This window comes from Streptomyces sp. NPDC060198, assembly GCF_042728415.1.
In the GTDB taxonomy this organism is placed as follows: Bacteria; Actinomycetota; Actinomycetes; order Streptomycetales; family Streptomycetaceae; genus Streptomyces.
Map to the genome: position 1 here is coordinate 1 of NZ_JBHWZJ010000094.1, position 22,381 is coordinate 22,381.

Below are 22,381 nucleotides of genomic sequence, written 5' to 3' on the forward strand. Positions count from 1 at the left end.
TCCTTGCCGCCGGAGAAGAGGATCACCGGCCGCTCGAACTCCCCCGCCACCTCGCGGAAGATGTGCACCGCCTCCGACTCCAGCGAGTCCAGGTGCGAGCGTCGGGGGCCCGGGGTGCCGGAGTGCGGGGTTTTCGGACCCGGGGTTCCGGGGTGCGCGCGTTCCGGTGCCGTCGGGCGGGGGCCGGTGGGGGTGCCGGTGCGGGGCGCCGGGCCGGTGTGCGTACCGGCTTCCCTCGCGGGGCCGTTCGCGGGGGAACCTGCGGTGGGGGTGCCGGTCGTGAGGGTGTCGTTCATGCGGGGTCCTCCCCGTCGTGCGGGACCGGCGCGCCGTGGCGGTCCGGTCCGTCGAGCAGTTCCAGGACGGCCTCGGCCGATTCGGCCACCGTCCGGTGGTGGGCCTCGATCCGCAGATCGGGCGATTCGGGTGCCTCGTACGGGTCGTCCACGCCGGTGAGGCCGCTGATCTCGCCCGAGGCCTGCTGGGCGTACAGCCCCTTCACGTCGCGTACCGAGCAGACGTCCACCGGGGTCGCGACGTGGACCTCCAGATAGCGGGTGCCGCTCTTCGCGTGCCGGGCACGGACGGCCTCGCGGCTGTCGGCGTACGGGGCGATGACCGGGACGACGGCGACGACACCGTTGCGGGCGAGGACCTCGGCGACCAGTCCGATGCGCTGGACGTTGGTGTACCGGTCCTCGCGGGAGAAGCCGAGCCCGGCCGAGAGGAACGTACGGATCTCGTCTCCGTCCAGCACCTCGACCCGGCGGCCCGACGCGCGCAGCCGCTCCTCGACCGCGCGGGCCACGGTGCTCTTGCCGGAGCTGGGCAAGCCGGTCAGCCACACGGTGGCGCCACCGGACGGAATGCGGCAGGCATTCAGCACGGGTACCCCCAGGCGCGGGAGATGTCGCGCAGTCGCGCGGGGACTTCTTCGGCGGAGGGCAGAGCGCGGGCCTGCTGGATTCGACCGGATTTGATGTTGTCGCTCCAGTCCCCGATGAATGCCTGGAAAGGGCCGTGGTCCTGTTTTCCGTAGTTCAGCATTTCCGGCGTCCAATCGACGCCGATGAATTCGCAGATTTCCTTGGTGACGGCAGCGGGGTCCTCCGTCAATTCCTCGTACCGCACGGTGAGGCCGGGCAGGGCGGCGCGCGCCTCGTGGACGGCGTCCACGTACGTCTTCACCTCGGACACGGTCGCGTCGAGGTCGCGGTCGGGGCGGCCGTTGATGAGCGAACTGACCATGGAGGCCGGGTGGCGGAGGAGGAAGACGAACCGGGCGTCGGGCCAGGCCTCGTGGAGCCGCCGCCAGATGAGGGCGTTGCCCGGCGTCTTGTCGACGATGACGTCCTTGCCGCTGTGCACCAGCTCGCGGTGGAGGACCCGGTCCCAGAGCAGGTGTTCCAGTTCTTCCCGGTCAAGGCCGAGTTTGTCCATCGCCTTCTCGCTGTACGCCTTCTGCAGGCGCACCTCCAGGGTGCGCAGGTGCATCTCGTGCGGGGCGCGCACCGACGGGTGGCTGTTGAGCAGTACCCGCAGCAGGGTCGAGCCGGAACGTACGGAGGAGATGACGAAGACGGGGTCCGGAACCAGCCGCGCGCCCCGGGGGGCGGGCCTCGCGGGTGCCGGTCGTCGGGTGGTCGTCGCGCCCACGCGGTTCCTCAGGGCGCGCAACGTCCGGCGGGCCCGGCGGCCGGCCGCCCTCACCCGTGGGTCGTGCTGGAGCATTCGGTTCGTACCTCCTCGGACATGCGGAATTCCGCACTGCGTACCCCGAGTTTTATTACGGGTTCATTAAACGGCCGTGATTCGAAACTGTGCCGCGCGTGAGATCTTTCTGAGATATTGATGAGAAAGGGGGTTGTGTTACCGTCGCCTGCGTGCGGAAAGATATAATTCCAGGAGTCGATTTCCGGAACGGGGTGGAGGAATCGCCGCCGTCGCCGGACGGGACGGCGCGGGGCGAGCGAGCCCCGGGGGAGGGCCGTGGGGACCTGGCCGGTCCGACCCGACTTCTCGTCACCGGCGGAGCGGGCTTCGTCGGTTCCGCTTACGTACGCCATGTGCTGGGCCCCGACGGGCCGGGCGACGTGACCGTCACCGTTCTGGACAAGCTGACCCACGCGGGCACCCTGACCAACCTCACGACCGTGCTCGCCGACCCCCGGTTCGGCTTCGTGCACGGGGACGTCTGCGATCCGGCGGTCGTCTCCCGGCTGGCCGCCCGGCATGACGAGATCGTGCACTTCGCGGCCGAGACGCACGTGGACCGGTCGGTCGACGGTACGGCCGTCTTCGTGTCGACCAACGTGCTCGGTACGCAGACCCTCGCGGAGGCCGCCCTGCGCGGCGGGGTCCGCAGGTTCGTCCACATCTCCACCGACGAGGTGTACGGCCCCGGCGGCGCGGGCCCGCGGGCCGAGGAGGCCCCGCTCGCCCCCGACTCCCCGTACTCGGCGTCGAAGGCGTCCTCCGACCTGATCGCGCTGGCCCACCACCGCACCCACGGACTGGACGTCCGCGTCGTCCGGGCGGCCCGCACCTACGGCCCGCACCAGTTCCCCGAGCACACCGTGCCGTCCCTCGTGACCCGCCTGATGGCCGGCCTCGACGTGCCGCGCGGGAGCGGGGGCACGCGGGTGCGGGACTGGCTGCACGTCGAGGACCACTGCCGGGGCATCGAACTCGCCCGGACCCGGGGGCGCCCCGGCGGTACGTACAACCTCGGCGGTGGCGCGGAGCTGAGCGAGGAGCAGCTGAGCGGGCTCCTGGCGGAGCTGTGCGGCGGTCCTCCGGTGGACCGCCGCACAGGGGCGTTCCCGCGTAGGGACGACGTCCCGCGACCCCGCGCAGCCCGGTCGCGCGCCTGTTCGGAACTGGGCTACCGGCCGCGCCGCTCGCTCCCCGAGGCGCTCGCCGAGACCACCGCCTGGTACCGGGACAACCGTGCCTGGTGGGAGCCCCTCACCTCCTGACCGGGCCCGGCCCGCAGGGGTGCGGGCGGGGAAGCGGGCGGAGGGGCTTGCGCGCGGGGGCAGGGCGGGGTCCGGGCGGGGCTTGCGCGCGGGGCAGGGCGGGGCATTCCGGGCGGGGGCGGACCGGAACGAAGTACTCAACTCGACCTGTTGACGGTTCTCGGACACTCAGACGAGGTCAAGGCAGTGTCCTAACGTCACGTCACTCGGTTAGATGAGTGTGGACACCAGAACGCCTCGGTTCGACGATCAACCCGCCCTGAGCATGACCAAGGTGGACAGCGACCCCGCGCAGGTCATCGTCAACCACGCCAGCTTCCGGGTGCAGCTTCCCCCGGGTCAGCGCGCACGGCTGCGGGGTGCGCCTCCGGTCGGCGCCGCACGCGTCCCGGCGATGAGCGGAGCGGGGGGGCGCAGGCGGGCCCCGGTCGTCTGGAGCGGGAGGTCGGAACCGGGCGACCCGGGGGCGTCGGGCCTGCTCCAGGCCGTACGCAACTCCTCCACCGGCCACCTGGACGGTCGCACGGCCACCGGTGCCACCCGCCTCGTCCCGCACCTGGACGAGACGCAGCCCAACCCGGTGCTGCCGTCCTCGCGGCGCACGGGCGGCCCGCTCCTCCCGCCCATGCGGAAGGCGGTCGGCGCGTACGACGGGACCGGCCCCGCGTACGACGGCGCGAGCAGTGGGTACGACGGCGCCTTCGACCGGTACGACGAGAAGTTCGGCGACGGCCGGTTCGGCGACGACCGGTTCGAGGACGACCCGGACGAGGACCCCGAGGTCCGTGACCGGCGGACCGCCGGCGACTCCGTCCGGCACGCCTACTACCCGGGACGCCGCATGAACCTGGGCGTCGTCCTCTTCCCGCTCCGCGTCTTCCTCGGCTTCATCTCCATCTACGCGGGCATGGGCAAGCTCAGCGACCCCGTCTTCTTCGACGGCGGCGAACGCGGCTCCATGGTCAAGTGGCTGAACTCGCTCCACCCGTGGGAGGCGGCCGAACCGCTGCGCGATGCCGCCCTCACGCACCCGGTCGGCGCCGGACTCACCGTCGCCTTCCTGCAGGTCGTCGTCGGTGTGCTCACCGTCCTCGGCCTCTGGCAGCGCGTCGCCGCCGCCTTCGGCGCGCTGCTCTCCGCCGCGCTGCTGGTGACGGTCAGCTGGCACACCGTCGCCGTGTTCGACGCCCCGGACATCATCTTCCTCGCGGCGTGGAGCCCGCTCGTCATCGCGGGCGCCCCGGTCTACTCGGTGGACGCCCGCCTCGCCGGCGAGGCGTGGCGCCGGCTCGGCCCGCGCTCCGGGATCTGGGATCTGCGCAGCCGGGTCCTTCGGCGCGGATCGGTCCTGGCGAGCGTGGTCGTCGGACTCACGCTGCTCGTCGGCTCCGTACTGGGTGGCGCGGTCCGTTCCACCCAGGTCGTGACCGTGCCCGGCCCGAACGAGAAGCCGACCAACCAGCTTCCCGGCGTACCGCTCCCGGAGGAGACCCCCGAGAAGCCCAAGGTGCCGAAGAAGCCGGTCCGGGAGAACACCCCCGTGCCGTCCCGCTCCGTCGCCCCGGCGACCCCGTCCGCCGAGCGCACCAGCCCGAGCAGCGGGGCCACCGCCGGAGAGGCCTCCACCGGTACGGGCGCCGAGCCGAGCGCCACGCAGGGCACCGTCCAGCAGCCCTCACGGCAGGAGACGCCTCCGCAGGCACCTCCGTCCACCAGCGCCGGCCCGTCCTCCTCGGGTTCCACCACCGGCGGGGGCGACGGGGGCGGCGCCACCGGCGGCGACTCCTCGGACCCGTCCGACGGCGACAGCGGTGCCGGAGACTCGACCTCCGGCGGCGGCCGGAACCCGCTCGGCGGCCTCCTCGGCTGAGGGCGTACCCGGGCAGTACGTGGCCCCGGTAGCACGTGGAAGAGGTCCCACCGGAACGTCCGGTGGGACCTCTTCCACGTTCACGTTCGGGACCGCGTGGGCGTACGGGTACGGGTCGGGCACCGAGCCTGGGTACGTACGCGAACAGCACCGTCGCTGCCGGATGGGCCGGATGGGCCGGATGGGCCGGGTGGGCCGGGGCCGGGTGGGCCGGATGGGCCGGATGGGCCGCGGGGGTCAGCCGGAGTGCGCGCCGAGTTCCTTGGCGGCCTCGGTCAGGTCCTTGGCCGTGTCGATGGCCCGCCAGTAGGCGCCCTGCGGCAGCGGGTATCCGGCGAGCAGACGCTCGCGGGCCAGCCGCGGGAAGGTGGTCCGCTCGTGGTCGCCCCGGTCGGGCAGCAGCTCCGTGAAGGCCGGGGAGAACACGTACACACCGGCGTTGATCAGGTACGGGGACGGCGGCGACTCGATGAAGTCGGTGATGTGCCCGAACGCGTCCGTCTCCACGGCACCCCACGGAATGCGCGGACGGGCCAGGGCGAGCGTGGCCGTGGCGTCGCGCTCCGCATGGAACGCGGCCATCTCGCGCAGCGAGAAGCGGGTCCAGATGTCGCCGTTCGTGGCGTACCAGGGCTGCTGCGGATCGGGCAGCCGGGCGGCGGCGTACTTCAGCCCACCGCCACGCCCCAGGGGCTCGTTCTCGACGACCGTCATCACGTTCAGCGGGAGGACGGCGGAATCCAGCCACTCCTGGAGCACTTCGGCAAGATGGCCACACGAGATCACGACGTCGGTGACGCCCTCGGCGGCCAGCCAGGAAAGCTGATGGCCGATGATCGGGGTCCCGGTGCCCGGGATCTCGACCATCGGCTTGGGACGGTCATCGGTGTACGGGCGCAGCCGCGACCCCTGGCCACCGGCCAGGACCACGGCTTGCGTCGGATACGTATGCAGCATGCCAGGCACGATATGCCGTGCCGGCCGGTCACGGTCCGCAGTGCGGGTCAGCTGAACTGTGCGACGCCCGAGGCGAACGAGGTGTCGCAGACCGGCCGCGAGAAGCGGTGCGCGCGCGTCGGGCCGTACTGCTCGACGGCCGCCTTGCCCAGCGCCTTGGCGATCGACATGCAGTGGCGGGCGAGCGAAGGCTTCTCCTCCACGGCCCGCTGAAGGTCCGTCAGGGCGACGCCCGGGTCCTTCTCCTTGAGTTCGACGAGCAGCTTCTCGCGCAGGATGTCCTGCGGCGCGAGGGGCTTGGCCTTCTGCGACACGGTCGCCGAGGCCGTGGTCAGCAGCTGTGTATCCGTGTTCGGCGCTGACCACGGCACGCGGGTGACCGCGAGCGTCCCGGACAGGACCATGACGACGGGCAGGACGAAGGCGAGAGTTCGGCCGATTCGGCGCGCGGTGTGGGTCACGCAGCGAGCGTAGCGTTCCGTGATGAATCGACGACCTTCCGTCACTCTCGCGGGGGAGAGTTCGAGCGCATTTTTCGAATCCGAGGTTGACGAGGAGGGGTGAAATGCCCCGAGTGGGGCCAGTATTCACCGCTCGCGCCGGTCCCGAACGCCAAACCTGCCGGACCGCGGGGGTGCGCACGACGGCGGTGGGAGTGCGTACGACGGTGGTGGGAGTGCGTACGACGGTGGTGGGGGTGCGTACCGACGGTGGCGGGGGTGCGTACGACGACGGTCCCGCCTCCTCGGAAGGAGACGGGACCGTCGGTGCGTTCAGCCGCTGCGGGCGGTCAGGCGCCCGTGCAGTGGTGCTCCCCAGCCCGGGAGCGTGGGTCGATCAGGCGGTGAGGCGCTCGCCCGTCGAGGTCGCGAAGACGTGCAGCTCGTCCGGACGCGGGACGACGTGCAGCTTGGTGCCCTTCTCCGGGACGGCGCGGCCACCGACGCGGACCACGAGGTCCTTGTGCTGGCCGCCGACCTCGGCACCGCCGTAGACGAAGCCGTCGGCGCCGAGCTCCTCGACGACGTTGACCGAGACGGCGAGGCCGGCCGGGGCGTCGGCGGAGGCCTTGGAGAGGCCGGTCGCGGCGGCGCCACCGTGCTCGACGATGTCGAAGTGCTCCGGGCGGATGCCGACCGTGACGGTGGTGTCACCACGGTTGGCGGCGGCGGTGAGCGCCTCGCGGGAGACCGGGACGACGCTGTTGCCGAACTTCACGCCACCGTCGGTGATCGGGACCTCGATGAGGTTCATCGCGGGGGAGCCGATGAAGCCGGCGACGAAGAGGTTGGCCGGGCGGTCGTACATGTTGCGCGGCGAGTCGACCTGCTGGAGCAGACCGTCCTTGAGGACCGCGACACGGTCGCCCATGGTGAGGGCCTCGACCTGGTCGTGGGTGACGTACACGGTCGTGATGCCGAGGCGGCGCTGCAGCGAGGCGATCTGCGTACGGGTGGAGACACGGAGCTTGGCGTCGAGGTTCGACAGCGGCTCGTCCATGAGGAAGACCTGCGGCTCACGCACGATGGCGCGGCCCATCGCCACACGCTGACGCTGACCACCGGAGAGCGCCTTCGGCTTGCGGTCCAGGTAGTCGGTGAGGTCCAGCATCTTGGCGGCCTCTTCGACCTTCGCCCGGATGTCGGTCTTGTTGACGCCAGCGATCTTGAGCGCGAAGCCCATGTTGTCCGCGACGGTCATGTGCGGGTACAGCGCGTAGTTCTGGAACACCATGGCGATGTCCCGGTCCTTCGGCGGCAGGTGCGTGACGTCGCGGTCACCGATGCGGATGGCGCCGGCGTTGACGTCCTCAAGACCCGCGAGCATGCGCAGGGAGGTCGACTTGCCACAACCGGAGGGACCGACGAGGACGAGGAACTCGCCGTCCGCGATGTCGATCTCGAGCTGGTCCACCGCGGGCTTCGTGGAGCCGGGGTAGATGCGGGACGCCTTGTCGAACGTGACACTGGCCATGCTGATGCTTCTCCTTCACCGGCAGGAACGTGCCGGACGATCCGAGTAACGGAGTGGTCTGGTCCACTCGGGTGAACCCGATGCGACGCTACCTGGCGTTTTCCGATCTGTCTGTAGTCCAGGCCACGTGAATTTCACGTCCTGGACACACGCCGCATTGGTTACACTGCACGGGCACGCGCCCGCGCTCGCCTCCTTAGCTCAGTCCGGCCAGAGCAACGCACTTGTAATGCGTAGGTCGTCGGTTCGAATCCGACAGGGGGCTCACTGCGAACCCCAGGTCACATAGCCCGTGACCTGGGGTTTTCTGCTGCCCGAGGGTGTGACGCGGAGGTGCTTGGGACGGTAGGGATCACTTGCGTGAGCGGTGCGTGAGCGACCTGCCGCCGACTTCTGCCCTTGGGCCCGGCTCTCCTGCCTCTGGCCGCTCGAACCATTGGAGGGGGAGGGCGTCAGGTGACCGGCCCTTGTGGCCTCGCCGCCGAGAACGGCCTGCTCGGTCGTTGTACCCCTGAGCACCCTTTGCGGTCAGTGGCCGCGAGGTCGGTGTGATCCAGCCCCGAGCCCGCGCTGGTGTGCGGGTGCTGCTCGCGTCGGGCCCCCAACGGCTGTTTTGGCGAAAGTCGTCAGACTGGTGGGCCCGGCAGAGAGAATGATCGGCATGGTTGCGATCATCAGATGCACGAAGGACGAGGCTGCTCACCTCGAATGGCAAGAGGGCCTGTTTCCGGCTTCCGGACGTCGTGAGTGGACGTGGACAACTACGCGGCTCAAAAGGTTCTGGACCAAGGGCAGTCACATCACGTTGATTGCGACTCCCGATAGGTACGGCCTCTTGCGCGTGACGAGGCTGGGTTACACAAAGCGACTGCGTCAGGTCGCCGATTTGCAGCAGAAGCTTGAGATCTCCCACGTCACCCTGCTCTCAAATCCTGAGGAACTGGTCAAAATTCTCGCGCTGTTGGCCCCCCGGCATCGCGTGCATCTACTGAGGTTTAACTCGTGGTGTCGTTACGCAGATCTGATGGTCAGGCCGGTCTCGGTGAGGCAGCCGTCGATGAGGCTGCTGCGGTACTGGATGTGCCGTAGGCCGCTCCGGACCGTGCGGATGAGGTGGTCTGGCGTGGAGAAGGCGACGTTGGAGAGCCAACCGCGACGTAGCAGGGACCAGATACCTTCGACGGGGTTGAGGTCGGGGGCGTAGGGCGGCAGGTAGAGGATGGTCAGCCAGTCACGGGAGTCGGCGAACTCCCGTAGACCTGCGGCTTTGTGGACGTTGAGGTTGTCCCAGATGAGGACGATCGGGCCGCCGAGCTGTTGGTGGGCTGCGGTCAGCAGGTCGCGGTAGTCGCGCCAGGAGAAGCTTTTGCGCCCGTCACGGTTGCCGTCGTCCCGTCGAGGCCGGTAGATCAGCCGGGATCGGTGGCCGGGTTTGTAGCAGGTCAGCGCGGCGATCGATATCCGCCTGCGCGAGCGGCCGCGGACACGCACCACCGGGGTCCTCCCGCGCTGGGACCAGGTCCTGGCTTGCGACGGCGTCATGGAGAAGCCGGCTTCGTCCTCGAAGACCAGCCAGGCTCCACGGGCCGCCGCTAGCCTTCCGCGCGGGGCCACACCTCCTTGACCCACCCGGACACTGCCTCGTCGTCCCGCTCCATGGCCCGACGGGCCGGGGCCTGGCAGGACCAGCCGTTGCGCACCAACAGCTTGCGGACGCCCTGAATCGTGTACGTGAGGTGGAAGCGCCGTCCGATCACCGTCTTCACACGGTTCAGAGTCCAGCGCTGGTCTTCCCAGCCGTGCGCGGCCGGCCCTTTGGCCAGCTCGGACTCCAGCTGAGCGAACTGCTTCTCACTCAGTCGCGGCAGCGACGCGGGCCCCTGCGACCGCAGGGATCGTGGGCCGCCCTCGGCCCACGTGTGACGCCACCGCTGCACCGATCGGACACTGACCCGCAGATCCCTGGCGATCGCCGTACTGCCCTCGCCCCGAGCGAACCGCTCGGCTGCCTGGAGCCGTAACTCCTCGCGCCTGCGCTGTCGTTCAGCGGTCAACCCGCCACCCTGTGGATACCTCATCCTCCCGTGATACCGCAGGCAGACACCCCCGTCAGCCCTTATGACTTCACGAGTTCAATCTCAGTAGTAGCCGGGTCTTAGGCATCCCCGAAGGGCTTTCCGGAGAGTGAGTCTCATGTTGTCAGTCCTGGAACGACAGCTCAGACCAGGTGTTTGACAGCAGTTTAATTCCCTGCATGCCCTAAGACGGGCTGTCGCGAGGGAGGCGCTATGGCCCACCTCAAGGGCTGGCGCCTTCCTCGGGAACTTCGCTGTGGCACAAGCCGACTCACGGTCTAAGTGAAGGCGTCACCCCGCGTTTCAACACGGGATTAGACACAGCTCAGTTATCTGCGATGGTCGGAGATCAACTCAAGATACCGGGTGTACTGGGTATCGGCGATCTGGCGGTTACGGACGAGGCTTCCTTCTTCCATTCGGTACGTGCGTTCGGGGTCACCTTTGAAGGAGAGCCAGTTAAAGGACGTGGTCACCCAAACGTCGTCGTAGACGAGAACCTTTGCGTGAGTACTCTTCAGGCGCGTGAAGCTGAATTTGTCGCGGTAGCGGTCGGCGAGGTTGGTGAGTTTACGGACGGAGGCCGAGTCGGTCTTGGTGTCGTTCTCTTCGTAGCCGTAGGCGATGTCTACTTTGACGCCTTGGTTAACCCGTCGTTCAAGGTTGCTAAGGAAGTCGGTGGTGATGATCGCGTTCTTAATCCATGGTGAGATGATTAGGATTCGGCGGCGAGCGTTGGTGAGTGCATCGTAAAGGACGTCCGGGTGCTCGAAGACGCCGATGGCTCGGATCTCGTTTGCCTGATGCCGCCGCTGAACTGCCGGAGGGCCGGGCGTCGGCGCCTGGGCGCCGAGCTGGAACGCGGCCTGTTCTGCACGGTGCTGGGTGACCTCCTGTAGCGGCACGCGGGCCTTTTCAAGGTCCGGGTCCAGGAGAGGTCGTTCTGGGGGTGGCGCCACGGTGATGCCGAGCGCCTTGGCGCCGCCGTGACCGATGAGGGCGAGTTCGTGCGCCTGACTGAGTTCGCCATCAACGACGATGCCGACTTCGACGTCGGTACGGTCTGGGTCGGCGTACACCAGGAGTTTGACTGGCAGAACACGGCGAGCTGGGGCCTGGGAGATACTTTTGACCTGGAGGACTTCGCGCTTGTTGTTGCCGTTCTCGCGGAGCAGAGCGGTGATTTCCGCGGCGGTGATGGCTCCGTCGTTGACGGGCCCGGACTGCGCCACGGGCAGCATGATCATGTCGTGTTCCTCGGCCTGCCCGCGCGGGATGGTGGTGCGGCGGTCGTAGGGGGCAACCTTCCACAGCATCTGGTCATAGACGAGGGGCTGGTTGACCCGCACGGGCGCTACCGCAGCGGCCTTCTGAGCGGTGAGGTGACCCTTGTCGGTGAGACGCAGACCGGGGGCCCGGTCTGCGTCTGCTGCGGTGGGGCGGGCCCATTTAAGGTCATCTGAACCGAACAGCACGGCGATGGTCCGCTCGACCATATTTTCAGGCAGGCCAAGCAGGCCGGCGATGCCACGCGCACTGCTCACGTTGTGCTCGACCAGCCGCAGTACAAATTCCTCCATGAGCGGGAGGTCCTTGCTGTCCTGGGCGAGGACCTCGGCGGTGATCCGGGCGACGGGCAGTGCGGCATCCGCGATCTGGATCAGTTCGAGTCCGGGACGAGTGTTGTGGAAGCGGAGGGCCAAGAGGCTGTCGTCGCCGAAGGCAGGGCTAGAGGTAGGCATTGCGGATCTCGCAGTCTTCCGGGTGGCCGCTCATGTAGTCGAGGACGTCGCGCAGGGCGCCTGGCTTGCTGCGGCAGAAGCCGGCATCGCCGACGATAATCAGGCCGTAGCGGGCACGGGAGAGTGCGACGTTAATGCGGCGCCAGTACGGCTGACCAAGGAATCCGAAGCGGCCGCTGAGGTTACTGCGGGTCACGGAGAACACGACGAGATCGCACTCTCGGCCCTGTACCGCGTCGACGGAGAGTACTTCTGGAGCGATGTGCTTGAGCCTCAAGGAGGCTAGGCGCTTGGTGAGTTCTTCGACCTGGCGACCGTAGGGGGCGATCAGCAGGACATCGAGGCGCTTGCCGTTGGGAGTCTTGATTACACCCTTGTCGATGGCCCGGTCGATCACTTCCAGGCGTCGCATGGCGAGCTGGCCCTCAAGACGGTTGGAGATACTGGTCTGCGCGGCGGACTGCTCGTCCTCGCGGCGGTTCGGTAGGGCGCTGGTGTCCAGCCAGAGAACGGGCTTGTTGACCGTGCTGTAGCCGGGAAGGGCATGATCGTTCGGCGAGATCAGCTTGTTGTCGTAGAAGCAGCTGCTGATCATGTTGCCGATCGCCGGAATCATCCGGTATTGCTCGCGCAGTAGATGCTTGACGGGAGCCTTGGTGGAGTTAGCGAAGTACTGGAATAGGGTGGTCTTCACCAATTCAGGGATAAGCTGGTGATCGGCCATGATCTTCTCGTCGCGCAGCAGATCCTCATCGATGGGAGGCAGCTGGTTGGTGTCGCCGACCAGCACCCACCGCTTGGCCCTGGCCATCGGCACCAGCGCCTCGGTGGCAGTCGCTTTGGACGCCTCGTCGAAGATACACAGGTCGAATTCGAGGTCCCGGGCCGCCGGGTGACCGAGAAATCCGAGCGCGGTCCCGCCGATGACACGCCGGGTGCGCAGGAAGCCGGCGATCAGGTTCTGGTCGGTGCCGATACGCTGCAGCCATTCGCCCTGCAGGCTCAGCAGGTGCATCAGTTCCCGTCCGGGCCCGGCCGGGCCGAGAAGTACCTCGACGACGTCGCGGGCGTCGGCGGCACTCATTTCCTCGCGTAGGGTGAGCTCGCCGTCGAGCATTGTCTGCACGTCGGCGAACAGCTCCGCCCGCTGTTCGAGGAGCTGCTCTCGGCGGGCCCGGGTGGTGACGACTTCCTCGCCGAGCTCCCTGGCTGAGGTGGTGCGCTCAGGCACAGGCTGGTTCGCCAGCTCGTCGAGGCGAGTTGTCACGTGGGCGAGGTTGGCGGCCACGGCAGCGAGTTCTTCCAGCACCAGGGCCGCCTTAAGGTGGCTGGGCTGCTGGCCGCTGTTGGCGGCCACATTCTCCAGATGCCGTTCTGCGCGTGTGCGGACGCCCTGGGTCCACTTCTTGACTTGCCGGTCGAGCAGCAGCGGCTGGGCGCTTTCTGCGACGCGTGGATCGTCAACGCGGCCGAGGCGGACGAGTTCGGTGATGCCTGCGTCTTCAAGACGCTTGAGGGCGTTGTCGATGGCGATGTGGGTCTGGCTGACGATGAGGATGCGTGCGGCGGGGTGCCGACTGAGGGTCTGCTCGACAATCTCGGCGATCACGGTGGTCTTGCCGGTGCCGGGTGGCCCCTCGACGAGCAGCAGGTCCTGAGTGCCTAGGGCGTGGGCGACGACATCTCGTTTGCTTGAGTCGAGATCGGCGCGGACCCAGGTGGTGACTTCGGTGGGCGGACCAACCTCAACGGACGTGGGGTTTGCGATGATCTGCCGCAGGTCGGGATTGGCAGTCTGTTCAGCGGCGACCGCTGTGAGCGCGTCGCGCTGCCGGTTGATCGCGTTTTGGCTGGGTCCGAGAAAGGGCAGCAGCACACCCCGGGCAGGCAGGACGGCCTGGGGACGCGTCATCCGCAGGACGACGGTGTCGTCGGTACGGTTGGTGATTTCACCACGGTCGATAGGTCGGCTGTGGGGGTACTCTGCGACCGACCACTCTTCGCCGATTTCCGCGGTGGTATCGGGCGCGGCCAGATGGAAGACCCGGGTGCGGCCGCCGCCCTCCAACCGCTCGTACTGAATCGGCTGCCGTCCGTTAGCCGCCACCTCCTCGCGGGCTTCCAGGACGCGGCGCCAGCCGTCGAATAGGTCGCCGAGCTGCTGGCGCTTACCCTCCTTGGCCAGGGTCTCGCGCGCATCTAGTTCCGCGTTGAGGCTGTCCAGCAGCAGGTTGAGGCCGTCGTACGCCGGGTCCTCGCCAGGGTCGTTGAACGTCCAGGTGAGGATGGGGCCGAGTTTGAGGGCGAACGCACGGCGCTTGGCCATCCATTCCTCTGCTCGTTCCTCCGCTGAGACGATTACGCACCGGTCACGTTGACCCTCGTCGTTGACCAGGCGTAGGAACAGGCTCTGGCCGAACACTCGCACCGTGCCGGTGTCGACCTCGTCGCTCTGCGCGTTGTAGCCGTAGTCGACGTGCACGGTGCCGGAGATGTCCGCCAGCACGGTGTTCTTCACAGCGTCCCAGTCGATCTCTTCGCTGGCCGGGGCGGCGCTGAGGCTTTCGGCCGCGCGACGGGTCATCTTCAACCAGAGGGAGTTGCGTTGGCGGGCATCACGGTTTTCGCAGACCCGCTCGGCCTCCAGGAGCCGGTGCTCCAGGACGATAGCGTTGGCTGGACGCTTTTTAGGGTCGAAGTCGATGCAAGTTCTAAGGACATTGCGGACCTCGGTGTCGAGTTCCAGACCGTCGAGGACTGTCGCCAAATCGTGGTAGTCACGTGCCTGGCTTCGAGAGAGGACCTGAATGGCCAGGACCGCATAGGCGTACACGTCACGGACGTACGGGACTGCCTCACTCTGCTCGGGCGGCGAGTATAGGGCGGACCGGAAGTCCGCTACCGTCTCGTCGGTCACGGCCGCGGCCTTGGACAGAATCTTGGCGATCCCGAAGTCGGCGAGCTTCACGGTGCCGTCACTGGTCAGCAGGACGTTTCCCGGCTTCAGATCACGGTGCTCGATCTCCTTCTCGTGGGCATACGCGAGCGCGGAAACCAGCGGTCTGGCTGTACGCGTGAAATAGGCAGACCAGTCAAGGGGGCGGCCGTCTGCCATCTCGTCCTTGAGGCTGCGGTCAATCCACTCCAGGGCGATGAAGTACCGCTCCAGCCCTTGATCCCAACCGGAATCGAGCATCCGCACGATGTGAGGATGGTTCAGTGCCTTGAGCGCGGAGGTCTCCCGCTCCAGGAAGATCCGAGTGATCGCGTCGTCCTCGCGCTGTTTGAGTAGCTTTACAGCGACGTGCTCACCGCCAGCACTCTTGATGTCCACGGCCTTGCGAACCTCGGATAGACCTCCTAGTCGCGCCTCCTGAGGGAGCAACAGAAACCGGCCGTTGATCGTCATTCCCACCCACTGCTCCTTGCTCCCCCGCTGCCGCGCAGCGCACCCAAGTAGCCATCTTGCCAGTCGTTTCCCCTCGGGTCAGGAGTTTGCCCGGAGGCAGCGAGGACTCGGCGAGCGATGACTTTCGCGGAGTCGTTCTGCGAGACAGATGCTCCCCCTGACCTATGCAACGAGGCGTGATTGCAGTCAGTCCTTTGGCGTCGGCAGAACGCGCTTCGCACACGGGGGCGACGTGTGAGCCGCCCGCGGTGTAGTAGCCCGCCTCGCTCCCGGATGACGGTCATTGCTGCCCGCCGTTACCGAATGGAACCGGGAGGGTCTCGAGCATCTTCAGGGCGCGTCGCCGGTAGACCAGCGCCATAGCGCACAGGCCCACAGCCGCGATGGCCGGCCCCATCGCTCCCTCCGGCAAACCGCTCATGGACAAAAGGGCAGCGCCTACAGCAGTAAGGCCCGCGACAGCTGCGAGTCGCAGCACTTCACGATCGCGGGCCGGAGTAACGTCGGTCAGCTCGGCCTCGTCGAGCAGTGCGCCGACGCGCCCATCGCTGTAACGCTCAGCCACAGTGACCAGAAGGCCGCCGAGTTCGCGCAATGCTGCAGCAGGATCTACGTCGAGACGTTCCTCTGCCACGCGAAGACGCGCTACGACCTGTCCTGAATGCCGGTGCAACGCCTTGCGGCGGTGCCAGCGACGGCCTGGAGTAACCCCTCGGGTCCGTCGTGCCGCCCATACAGCGGCCTCGACGTCACGTACGGCCGCGCCCACGCTGCGCATACGTTGGGCTCCGCGGCCTCCGTTTCCCGCCCCGTACGCCTCACCACATGCCACGACCGCTTCCGCAGCGACGAGAGTGAGGTTGTAGCGGTACGCAAGGGCACCAGTTGCCATGTCAGCCAGCGGCCCGGGGTAACGGCCGCGAAATGCAAGGAAGCCCGCCACGAGGGGGCCGAAATACGTCATCACCACCACGGCCAGGCCCATGGGCACCGATGCAATGAGCCAAAGCATGGCGGGGCCGGCGACGTAGTCGGGGGACCCATGAGTCCAGCTTTGGACTGCTCCAGCCAAGCTCGACCATGTAGTGGGTTCCGGCCCCTTCTGCCAAACCACGGCGCCAGCCTTGCCCAGTGCCCGCAGCACCGGCCATGCCCAAACAGTGGCATACAGCACAAGGATCATCTGAACGATCCGAAATGGGATGCGGCGACCTGCATGCGCCCGACGCACGGCCAGGTGTACTGACCTCGGCATGGGCCTGGAGATTCCAAGGCGGTTCGCTGCCTTGCTAAGGTCAGCGATCGCCTTCTCGGCCTCACGGCGAGCTGCGGCCCGTCGCCTACCCCAGACCAACGCAGTCGCGCGATCCTTGAGCAACGGCAACTGCCGCCTTGGTCTGGCGGGCTGAGTATGGGCTCCATCTCTGAGGCCCTCGGCCGTAGCTTGCTCTTGCCGGGCGGCAGAGACGCGCTGTGGAGGAACCTCTAGTACATCCGACAAGGGGGTTTGCGCGTTCATAGGCGCATCTTCGTCAGCACGGGACCGGCCAGGCAGGGAAACCATCCCCTTGTGACACAACGGAGTCATGGACATGTTCTCTGTGCTGCAAGCACGCGGCGCGGGTGCCGATTGCCCACCGCAGACCTGTTCGGCGGTTGCAGTTCTGGTTACGGAAGGCGTGTTGGTCGAGCGATCACGTGCCCGGAGTGCGTGAGCGCTGCGTGAGCGGACGGGGCGGCACCGGATGGATCGGGTGGTATGCGTAGCGAGCGGTTCAGGTCTCCTAACTAGGGAAACGGGATTCACGGGCACCGCCCAGCACCACCCGGGATGATCTTGCAGGCCCTTGTAATGCGTAGGTCGTCGGTTCGAATCCGACAGGGGGCTCGGTGAAACCCCAGGTCACATAGCCCGTGACCTGGGGTTTTCTGTTTCGGTGGACGCGACGGCGTGCACGGGTGCGGGCCGCGCGGCTGCCTTCGGTCTCCGTTCTGGGCCCCATCACGCCTTCCGGCGCCGGTTCCGGGCGGGCAAGGGGGCGGCGCCCACCCGGTCGCGTCAGTCCAGCCGTACCCGCGGATGCGGGCGGACCCGGCCGTCAGGAGGCCTCGGTCGCTGCGCGCGCTCGCTCGACGAATCTTGCCTGGGATTGCCGGTAGGCGGTTTGCGCAGCGTCGAAGTGGGCGCGGGCGTCCGTGTCCCCGCGGGTGATGTGCCACAGGGACTGGTTGGCTCGCAGCGCGGCGTCCTGAACGGTCTGGGCGGCGTCGGCGGTCGTGGCCGGGCCCTCCAGGGCGACGACTCGGACGCTGTGCATGAGGCGTGCGTAGGCCCCGCGCAGTTCGACGCGCAGCTCCTCCAGGCGAGCCAACTGCTGTCGGGGGTCGGGTGTCTCGTGGAAGGCGTCCGATACGTTCCGGTACAACTCCGCGGTCTCGTGGGAGCGTTGCATCAGATCGAGGTAGGCCGCGCGGCGTAGCTCTCGAACGCGCCCTCGATGCTGGGCCTGGGTGGACGCCTCGGCTTGGGCCCGGGCGGCGCGTACGTTTCCCAGGTTGGTGACCCAGCTCGCCAGGACGGCGGTACCGCCGGTGAAAGCGGCGACCCACATCGCACTGTCCCCCATGGCGATCAGTCTCGGTGAGGCGCGGCGCACTGTCGAGGGCGCCTTGCGAGCCCCTCAAGGGGGTTCCTGGTAGCCAGTCCCGGTTGTCCCTCATGCCGACGTGTTCCGGCTCGTTCGCACGGGTCCGGGGGTCATCCGTGCCTCAGGGCGCTCCCGGAACGTCAAGTTCGGCGTCAAGCGAGGACGAGCAGGTCCATCCAGCTGACGGCGGGCGCGTCGGGGTGGTCGGCCGCCTCGCGGCGCAGGTGGGCCAGACCGCGGGCGTAGGCGTCGTCGGGCAGCGCCCTGAGCTTTGAATCGGTGCCGCGGTCCAGACGCTCGGCGAACGCGGTGAGGGTCGGTGCCGCCTCGTGGGGCAGGGAGAGCAGCGTACGGGTGCGGCCGAAGCCCGCTGCCGTGAACGCGGCGGTGACCTCGTCGATGCTGGGGTAGGCGTCGATGCCGGACGCGGTCTCCGGGAAGAAGCGGACGCGCAGGTCGCGGTCGTAGCGGCCGGGGAAGGCGTTGCGGATCAGCACGGGGGCACCCGGTTTGAGCGCGCGGCGCAGTTCGCGGGCGGCCGCCGCCAGGTCGGGCAGATGGTGGATGACCGAGCCGAGCCAGGCGGCGTCCGCGCTCGCGTCGGGCACAGGCAGGGCGTCGGCGCGTCCGTCGAGTACCTCGATCGCGTCGTCCGCCGGGATGGCGGCGCGCATCGCGGCGGCGGGCTCGACAGCGAGGACTCGTACCCCGAACCAGGTGCGGAAGGCGGTGGCGAAGGAGCCGGTGCCGGCGCCGACGTCGAGTACGGTCATGCCTGGCCGCAGCGGGACCGTTTCGGCGATCGCCTCGCGCCATGCGGTGAGCCCGTCGAGCGGGATCTCGCGGGCGGCCCGGTAGGCGGCGGCGGTCTGCGTGTCGTACGTGATCTCCGGCATGGACTGCTTCCTCGGTCGGGGACCGGGTGAGGGTGTGCAGGACGGCGTCGAGGCCGAAGACCCATGTCACGAGGGCCGTGGAGAAGCGAGTGACGGCGGAGGCGTGGTCGGCGCGGTTCGATGCCCTGCCGAGCCGCCGCACCGCACCACGCCGCGCCGCCTTCCCGTCACGTACGCGTGGCCCGTCCGCAGGCCGCGTCCTCGCCCTGCTCGGGGACGAGGTCGTCCATGGCCGTGCTCCGGTCGTACGGGTCGATCGCGGGGCCGGACGCCTCGTCCGTGGCGGCGCGGTCGTCGGCGAACTCGGGTACGAGATAGCCGCGGTGGGGATCGCAGCCGCCGTTGGCGGTGTGCGCGGTGTACGAGACGAGGGAGAAGGTTCCCGGGTCGATCCGCACCTTCGCCGGGTCGGACCAGCTCACGACGGTCTCGCGGCGGACGATCGTACGGGCGACCTCGTCGCTTCCCCCCGCGGCGCGTACGAGCGGGTAGACGTAACTGATGTCCGCGGTCACTTCGAGGGCGCCGCGCTTCCCCTCCGCGAAGGTGACCCGGCCCCGCGTCTTCACCACGTCGCCGACGAGGCGCACCTGCGAGGGCCGGAAGCGGCTGAACAACATCAGCGGGTCGTGGTCCTTGTCGGGAGCCTGGAAGGCGGTCGCCAAGTAGTCCTGCATATCGGTCTGCTGGGGGTTGATCTGTGCGATCGCGGCTTCTGGCCGTTCGCCGCGCAGGGTCGCCGGATCGAGGCTGGTGGCGACGAGGAAGTCGCGTGTCCGGGCCAGCGCGTCGGCGACCTGGGCCTTGGTCATCCAGCCGGTCGCCTTCGCGTCGGGCAGGTGGATTCCCGCGGCTCCGTCCTTCCACGTGGCGGCGGGCGAGCCCCGGAACGGTTCTTCGAGCGTGGGGAGTTCACCGGCCCCGTCGGCCGCGGGAGGTGCGGTCGGGCGTGCTGTTTCGTCGGCGAGCGGGGTGGTGACGCCGGTCCCGCTCCCGTCGGCGGAGGAGCCCGCGGAGAGGCCCCCGGAGAACCAGCCGGCCACCCGGTTCGGGGCGACCGCCACGACCAGCAGGGCCACGGAGAGCAGAATCCCGACCACGTACCAGCCCGTGCGCCGGCGTTTCGGGGCGGATTGGTACGAACGCCAGGCGTCCGGCCGCTCGGGTGCCTCGGCCAGTCGCCGGGTGACCATCCGCGCCCTCGCGGAGGGTTCCTTGGGGGCGTCGCGCACACCGGCCTCGGAGTCCCGCAGGAAGCGCTCCCACTCCTCGTCCGGTATGGACGCCCCGTCCTTGTTCACGCCGTTCTCCCCCTTGTGCGCGGCCAGTTCGCCCGCAGCCGTGTCGATCTCCGCGCATCATCACACGGGGCAGTGACACGGGGCGCCGAGGGTCGGGGGAGGATGCACGTATGAACGCGCACACGCACCTCACGCACATCGCCGCCCCTCAAGGAGTCGCCCCCGCCACCGGATACACGCACGTCGTCACGGGCCCCGGACAGTGGGTCGCGATCTCCGGCCAGGTCTCCCTGGACGAGAACGGGGAGGTCGTCGGGCCCGGCGACCCCGAGGTCCAGGCGCGGCAGGTCTTCGAGAACCTGAACCGGTGCCTCGCGGCGGCCGGGGCGACGTTCGCGGACGTCGTGAAGCTGACCTACTTCGTCACCGACGTGGCGTACCTGCCGGCGGTGCGCGCGGTACGTGATCTCTACGTCGACGTGGAGCGCAGGCCCGCCAGTTCGGCGGTGCAGGTGGTCGCCCTGTACCGCCCCGAACTGGTCATGGAGGTCGAGGCGTTCGCGGTGGTCAAGCCGTAGGGGCGAGCCGTCACGCCCGGCCGCTCAGGCGCGGGCGGGCGTGGTGGTGAGGTAGTCGGCGAGGGCGGCGAGCAGGAGGTCGACGTCCTCCTCGCTGCTGTACGGAGCCAGGCCGATGCGCAGGCCGCCCCCGTCGCCGAGGCCGAGGTGGCGGGAGGCCTCCAGGGCGTAGAAGGAGCCCGCGGGGGCGTCCACACCGCGTGCGGCCAGGTGGCGCGAGGCGTCGGCGGCCGAGCGGCCCGGGAAGGTGAGCAGCAGCGTCGGGGTGCGCAGGGCGGCGCGGGAGTGGAGTGTGACGCCGTCGAGCGTCGCGAGCCCGGTCTCGATGCGTACGCGCAGGGCGTCCTCGTGGGTTTCGACCGCCTCGAAGGCGGCGGCCAGGCGTTCCCGGCGGGAGCCGGTGGACGCTGTGGGGGCCAGGGTCGCGAGGAAGTCCACGGCGGCTCGGGCCGCGGCCAGCAATTCGTACGGCAGGGTGCCCAGTTCGAAGCGTTCCGGGACGGCGTCGGTCGACGGGAGCAGCTTGTCGGGGTGCAGGGTCTCCAGGAGTTCGGGGCGGCTCGCGAGTACGCCGAGGTGCGGGCCGAGGAACTTGTACGGCGAGCAGACCAGGAAGTCCGCGCCGATGGCGGTGAGATCGACCGGGGCGTGTGCCGCGAGGTGTACGGCGTCCACGTGCAGCAGGGCGCCCGCGCGGTGTACGAGGCCGGCGATGGCGGGCAGGTCGGGGCGGGTGCCGACGAGGTTGGACGCGCCGGTGACGGCGACCAGCCGGGTCCGGTCGCTGAGCGCGTCGGCGATGTGATGAAGGGTCAGGTCGGCGGTGGCCGGGTCGAATTCGGCCCACCGGAGCTTCGCCCCCGCCGCCTCGGCGGCCTGGATCCACGGGCGGATGTTGGAGTCGTGGTCGAGGCGGCTGACGACCACCTCGTCGCCCGGGCCCCAGTTCTTGGCGAGGGTCCGCGCGAGGTCGTAGGTGAGCTGGGTGGAGCTGCGTCCGAAGACGATGCCGCGCGGGTCCGCCCCCAGCAGGTCCGCGAGGGCGGAGCGGGCGCCGGAGACGATCGCCTCGGCGTTGCGCTCGCCCTCGTTCTGGACGCCCCGCACGGCGAGGGGGTGGGCCAGCGCGTGGACGATGGCGTCGATCACCGGCTGCGGGGTCTGCGTACCCCCGGGGGCGTCGAAGCGCGCCGAGCCGGACTTCAGGGCGGGGATCTGCGTGCGGATCGCGTGGACGTCGTAGGACATGCGTGCTCCGGAGAGGTGGGCGGCGGGCCCGCGGGGCCCGGAGGCGGCGTACGGATGCGGCCCCGGACACCGATGGTGCCTGGTGGGGGCGGTGGCCGCGCGGCCGGGGGCGGGGGGGCGGGTTCCCGGGACCCGGGCCGGGGCGGGCCCGCGCGCGGTCAGGCGGAGGCCGGAAGATACGTACGCCGCAGCGCTTCGAACGCCGTGGGGCGCGGGCGTACCGCCAGGAACTCGACGATGCGCCGGGCGCACTCCTCGGGGCCGGACCCCGCCGTGTCGACATCGAGGTCGTGCGGACCGTGCGCGTGGACGAGCGGGTACTGGAGCGCCGCCAGCCCCGGCGTCCGGTCCCCACGCTCCGCCTCCCTGCGTCGCAGCTCCGGCAGCGGACAGCGGACCGCCACCAGCACGGTGTCCTGCGGCACCAGCAGCCCGAGCAGGTCGAGCAACCGCCAGCGACGGCTGAGGGGGCAGTCGACCACCACGTTGTTCCCCGCCGCGGCCATCCCGGCCACCGCGCGGTGGAACCCCTTGACCGTCCGGTCGATCTCGTCCTGAAGCCCTCCGTCCGGCAGAGCGCTCCCGCCCCGCATCGCGTGGAACGCGTCCACCGGCAGGTGGAACCAGCTCCCGTCGAGCGTCGCCATGAGCTCCCGGGCGATGCTCGACTTGCCCGAGCTGGACGTACCGTTGAGCAGCACGACCGTGCCGCCCGCCGGGGTCGGCGGCACGACGGCATGCGCGGCAGCCGCCGTCCCCGGGGAC

18 protein-coding genes, 1 tRNA gene and 1 pseudogene are annotated in these 22,381 nt (G+C 69.0%); 4 read left to right on the top strand and 16 right to left on the bottom strand.

Annotation, left to right across the window (positions count from 1 at the left end):
- The 3 genes and pseudogenes from ACFWEP_RS14615 to ACFWEP_RS14625 all read right to left on the bottom strand — a co-directional run.
- A pseudogene (locus tag ACFWEP_RS14615) lies at positions 1-296 on the bottom strand (hypothetical protein); the annotation flags it as partial.
- On the bottom strand, positions 293-886 hold the full coding sequence (gene cysC / locus ACFWEP_RS14620; protein ID WP_387370025.1) for an adenylyl-sulfate kinase: 594 nt from the start codon (positions 884-886) through the stop codon (positions 293-295). The pseudogene ACFWEP_RS14615 and the gene cysC, both read right to left, overlap by 4 nt.
- Entirely contained in the window at positions 880-1,656 is a 777-nt protein-coding gene (locus ACFWEP_RS14625) for a sulfotransferase family protein (RefSeq protein ID WP_387370027.1), read from the bottom strand. Before ACFWEP_RS14625 ends, cysC begins: the two co-directional genes overlap by 7 nt.
- Before the next feature lie 341 nt (positions 1,657-1,997).
- Between ACFWEP_RS14625 and ACFWEP_RS14630 the strand changes: the two genes are divergently transcribed.
- Positions 1,998-2,978 carry a dTDP-glucose 4,6-dehydratase gene (locus ACFWEP_RS14630; protein ID WP_387370051.1) on the top strand — a complete coding sequence of 327 codons (981 nt, stop codon included), beginning with the start codon at positions 1,998-2,000 and terminating at the stop codon, positions 2,976-2,978.
- Positions 2,979-3,192: 214 nt separating this feature from the next.
- A complete protein-coding gene (locus tag ACFWEP_RS14635) occupies positions 3,193-4,848 on the top strand; it encodes a DoxX family membrane protein (RefSeq protein ID WP_387370030.1) in 1,656 nt (551 codons plus the stop codon).
- A 237-nt stretch (positions 4,849-5,085) separates the two neighbouring features.
- Here the strand turns inward: ACFWEP_RS14635 and ACFWEP_RS14640 are convergent, their stop codons facing one another.
- The 3 genes from ACFWEP_RS14640 to ACFWEP_RS14650 form a co-directional block, all read right to left on the bottom strand.
- Positions 5,086-5,802 (bottom strand): NDP-sugar synthase, encoded by a 717-nt coding sequence (locus tag ACFWEP_RS14640; protein WP_387370053.1) that lies wholly within the window; start codon positions 5,800-5,802, stop codon positions 5,086-5,088.
- 50 nt (positions 5,803-5,852) lie between these two features.
- Positions 5,853-6,266 (bottom strand): hypothetical protein, encoded by a 414-nt coding sequence (locus tag ACFWEP_RS14645; RefSeq protein WP_328720963.1) that lies wholly within the window; start codon positions 6,264-6,266, stop codon positions 5,853-5,855.
- Positions 6,267-6,642: 376 nt separating this feature from the next.
- Positions 6,643-7,779 (bottom strand): ABC transporter ATP-binding protein, encoded by a 1,137-nt coding sequence (locus tag ACFWEP_RS14650; protein WP_387370032.1) that lies wholly within the window; start codon positions 7,777-7,779, stop codon positions 6,643-6,645.
- A 190-nt stretch (positions 7,780-7,969) separates the two neighbouring features.
- On the opposite strand from ACFWEP_RS14650, the gene ACFWEP_RS14655 reads away from it, so the two are divergent.
- Positions 7,970-8,044: transfer RNA gene (locus ACFWEP_RS14655), tRNA-Thr, on the top strand.
- Between the two features lie 746 nt (positions 8,045-8,790).
- Here ACFWEP_RS14655 and ACFWEP_RS14660 read toward each other — a convergent pair.
- The 8 genes from ACFWEP_RS14660 to ACFWEP_RS14695 all read right to left on the bottom strand — a co-directional run bounded on the left by ACFWEP_RS14660 (position 8,791) and on the right by ACFWEP_RS14695 (position 19,850).
- Positions 8,791-9,321 (bottom strand): transposase, encoded by a 531-nt coding sequence (locus ACFWEP_RS14660; RefSeq protein WP_387370055.1) that lies wholly within the window; start codon positions 9,319-9,321, stop codon positions 8,791-8,793.
- Between the two features lie 50 nt (positions 9,322-9,371).
- A complete protein-coding gene (locus tag ACFWEP_RS14665; protein ID WP_387370033.1) occupies positions 9,372-9,857 on the bottom strand; it encodes a winged helix-turn-helix domain-containing protein in 486 nt (161 codons plus the stop codon).
- Positions 9,858-10,183: 326 nt separating this feature from the next.
- A complete protein-coding gene (locus ACFWEP_RS14670) occupies positions 10,184-11,596 on the bottom strand; it encodes a hypothetical protein (protein ID WP_387370035.1) in 1,413 nt (470 codons plus the stop codon).
- Positions 11,583-15,005, bottom strand: coding sequence for an AAA domain-containing protein (locus ACFWEP_RS14675; RefSeq protein ID WP_387370057.1), 3,423 nt, complete (start codon positions 15,003-15,005; stop codon positions 11,583-11,585). Before ACFWEP_RS14675 ends, ACFWEP_RS14670 begins: the two co-directional genes overlap by 14 nt.
- A gap of 280 nt (positions 15,006-15,285) precedes the next feature.
- Positions 15,286-15,639: a hypothetical protein gene (locus ACFWEP_RS14680; protein ID WP_387370037.1), complete on the bottom strand. Its 354-nt coding sequence runs from the start codon at positions 15,637-15,639 to the stop codon at positions 15,286-15,288.
- Positions 15,640-17,104: 1,465 nt separating this feature from the next.
- The gene (locus ACFWEP_RS14685; protein ID WP_387370039.1) at positions 17,105-17,632 is read right to left on the bottom strand and encodes a hypothetical protein; all 528 of its coding nucleotides are present in this window, start codon (positions 17,630-17,632) and stop codon (positions 17,105-17,107) included.
- A 173-nt stretch (positions 17,633-17,805) separates the two neighbouring features.
- A complete protein-coding gene (locus tag ACFWEP_RS14690; RefSeq protein WP_387370041.1) occupies positions 17,806-18,549 on the bottom strand; it encodes a class I SAM-dependent methyltransferase in 744 nt (247 codons plus the stop codon).
- Between the two features lie 167 nt (positions 18,550-18,716).
- Positions 18,717-19,850 carry a hypothetical protein gene (locus ACFWEP_RS14695; protein ID WP_387370043.1) on the bottom strand — a complete coding sequence of 378 codons (1,134 nt, stop codon included), beginning with the start codon at positions 19,848-19,850 and terminating at the stop codon, positions 18,717-18,719.
- Between the two features lie 110 nt (positions 19,851-19,960).
- Between ACFWEP_RS14695 and ACFWEP_RS14700 the strand changes: the two genes are divergently transcribed.
- The gene (locus ACFWEP_RS14700) at positions 19,961-20,368 is read left to right on the top strand and encodes a RidA family protein (RefSeq protein WP_387370045.1); all 408 of its coding nucleotides are present in this window, start codon (positions 19,961-19,963) and stop codon (positions 20,366-20,368) included.
- Positions 20,369-20,392: 24 nt separating this feature from the next.
- Here the strand turns inward: ACFWEP_RS14700 and ACFWEP_RS14705 are convergent, their stop codons facing one another.
- Both ACFWEP_RS14705 and ACFWEP_RS14710 read right to left on the bottom strand, forming a co-directional pair.
- Positions 20,393-21,616, bottom strand: coding sequence for a cysteine desulfurase-like protein (locus tag ACFWEP_RS14705; protein ID WP_387370047.1), 1,224 nt, complete (start codon positions 21,614-21,616; stop codon positions 20,393-20,395).
- A 158-nt stretch (positions 21,617-21,774) separates the two neighbouring features.
- A partial coding sequence (locus ACFWEP_RS14710) for a chloramphenicol phosphotransferase CPT family protein (RefSeq protein WP_387370049.1) occupies positions 21,775-22,381 on the bottom strand: 607 nt, incomplete at its 5' end.